Genomic DNA, 2,581 nt, shown 5'->3' with positions numbered 1-2,581 from the left:
ACGGGTTGCGGTAGGCATCCTTGTAGCCGGGATTGCCACTGAAGCTGGGTGCGTCGTACCACTCGGTGCGGCGATCGAAGTACCAGGGGGTGATGCCGGTCAGGCTGTTGTACATCACGCTGTCGGCGTCGGTGTACCACGCGTTGACGCGCAGGTCGATCAGCTCGCTGTCCGGGTTGAACCGGTAGCGCAGGCTGTAGCTGTCCATGTCCACATGGCCCGGGTCCCACTGCGGCACGCGGTCGCGGTCGACGCGGATGATCTGCGACGCCATGATCTCGCCCGCAGTACCTTCGTAACGACGATAGCCCGCTTCCAGCGTCTGCGCGTCGTCGATGCGCCAGGTGCCCTTGAGCAGGGTCGACTTCGAGCGCGAGGAAGTGTTGAACACCTCGGTGCGCGGCGGATTCAGCGGGGCCAGCGTGCGACGCGTCTGCGGAAAGTCGTCATAGCCGTGCTTGCCGGAGAAGTAGTTGCCGTTGTCGCGGTATGCATAGGCTGCCACCAGGTCGAAGCGGTCCCAGTGACCGGCAGCGGCCACGTTGAAGAACTGGCTGCCGGTGGCACTACGATCGCTGCGCGGCGCGGCTTCGTAGCCGGGCAGGTTGTTGGCGCTGCCGTTGGCCAGCCCCCCGCGCACGCGCACGCCGACATCACGCCCCTCGCGCAGCACGTCATCGACATTCAGCGTTTCCATTTCGACCACGCCACCGATGCCGCCGGAGGCATTGGCCTGCAGGCTCGGGCCCTTGGTGATGGTCAGCCGCGAGATCAGATCGGGGTCGAGGTAGGTGCGCTGCGACTGGCCGGCATAGCCACGGTAGGTGTCCATGCTGGACTGGCCACCGTCGATGATGACCGGCACCCGGCTCTGGCCCTGGATGCCGCGGATGTTGACGTCGAAGCCATTGCCCACACGTGGATCGCCAGCGGTAACACCGGCTACGCCCTTGACGATGTCGCCATTGGACGTGCCGCGGAACCGCTCCAGTGCGACGCGGCCTATGCTGGTGGTCGAGCCCACGCTCCGGTAGCTGTCGAGCAGGCGAGCTTCATCGCTGGCCGCGCCGCCCTGCACGCGGTCTCCGGCCACGCTGAGGGTATCGGTGACGATCACTCCGCCCGTCTGGCCCGCCGCAGCGACCTCCAGCGTCACCGCATCGGCACTTACCCGGCGCACGCTCAGGCCGCTGCCGCGCAGCAGACGTGCGAGGGCCTCGTCGGCTGACAGCGTGCCGCTGACCGGTTGCGAGATCACGCCCTTGGCCAGCGTGCTCGGATAGACCACCTGCACACCGGACTGGCGCATATAGGCGCGCAGTGCATCGTCCAGCGGTTGGTCGGGAATATCGAAGTGCTGTACCGCAGCCGGGCCAGCGGTGCTGGACTGCGCCATCACGGTGGGGATGGCGGTTGCCAGGCCGGCGGCCAGCAGCGCGATGCACAGACGGGACGGGCGCGGTGCGCGGCCCGGGCGGCGGAATTCGTACATGGGGAACCTGTCAGAGGAGCGTGGCCGCGGGCGCGGCATCATCCGCGCATGCGCGGACCCAACGACGTACGTGGCGGCGGCGGGTACGTTCGTGGATGAGACGCGTGGCGGCGCGCGATCCCCAAGACGGATTTGCGGTCGCAGTGGGTGCCGACCGTTGGTCGGCACATTGGGATCAATCGCGATGATCATCCACGCATGGCGTGGATCTACTGCACGATGGCGACACCGAACGGCAGGCGGGTGACCTGCAGGCCAGCGGTGGCCGCCAGCGCGTCCAGTGCCTGCTCCGGATGATCGACGCGCAGCGCCGCGCTGACGGCTGGAAGCGACTGAAGGTTGCCACGCACGAACGTCGGCCCTGCGCGATAGCGACCGACTTCGTGCACGGCATCGGTCACGCTGGCCTGCTCCAGCAGCAGCTCGCCCTGTCGCCAGGCGCCGACACTGTCTGCGGCAACATCGCTCAGGCGCTGCACGCTTCGGTGCTCGCCATAGCCGGCGCGCTGTCCCACCTGCAGGTAGGTCCAGCCACCATCGACCGGACTGGCGACGCGTACGCGGCCCTGCCCGACTTCGGTCTCCACCCCGGCGGCAACGTGGGCGACCGTGAATGCGGTGGAAATGTCTTCCACCACACCGTTGCCAGCAGCGACGCTGAAGCGCCTCTGCGCATCAGGCGCCACCTCGAACCAGGCACGGCCACGCAACAGTTCAACGCGACGGTTGTGATCATCGAAGTGCACCGCGATCGCACTGTCGGCATCGAGCACGGCACGGCTGCCATCGGGCAGATGCACATCCTGCACGCGATGGTCGCTGCGATGATCCGCCTGCAGGCGCAGCCAGGCATCGGGCCAGGCCACCAGCACTGCCAGCGCAGCGGCGGTGGCCATGGCCCAGCGCAGCCGCCGCGGGCGACGCGCGGCCTGCCTGCGTTCGATGGCGGCCGGACGCGGCCCCACACTGCGCCACAGCATGCGCTCATGCTCGAATGAACGCCGATTCGCCGGCTCGGCCAGCCAGCGCTCGAACGCATCCATGCGCGCGTCGCTGATATCGCCGGATGCCAGGCACACGATCCAGTCC

At 67.9% G+C, this 2,581-nt stretch carries 2 protein-coding genes; both read right to left on the bottom strand.

From position 1 onward, the window contains the following. A partial coding sequence (locus DBR20_RS09740; protein ID WP_181393059.1) for a TonB-dependent receptor occupies positions 1-1,492 on the bottom strand: 1,492 nt, incomplete at its 3' end. A gap of 209 nt (positions 1,493-1,701) precedes the next feature. Further along, positions 1,702-2,574: a FecR domain-containing protein gene (locus DBR20_RS09735; protein WP_258223275.1), complete on the bottom strand. Its 873-nt coding sequence runs from the start codon at positions 2,572-2,574 to the stop codon at positions 1,702-1,704. Between the last annotated feature and the right edge of the window lie 7 nt (positions 2,575-2,581).

This window comes from Stenotrophomonas sp. HMWF023 (assembly GCF_003060985.1).
Classification (GTDB): Bacteria; Pseudomonadota; Gammaproteobacteria; order Xanthomonadales; family Xanthomonadaceae; genus Stenotrophomonas; species Stenotrophomonas lactitubi.
Note: the sequence above shows the minus strand (reverse complement) of the source record. Positions and strands in the feature narration are given on the sequence as shown.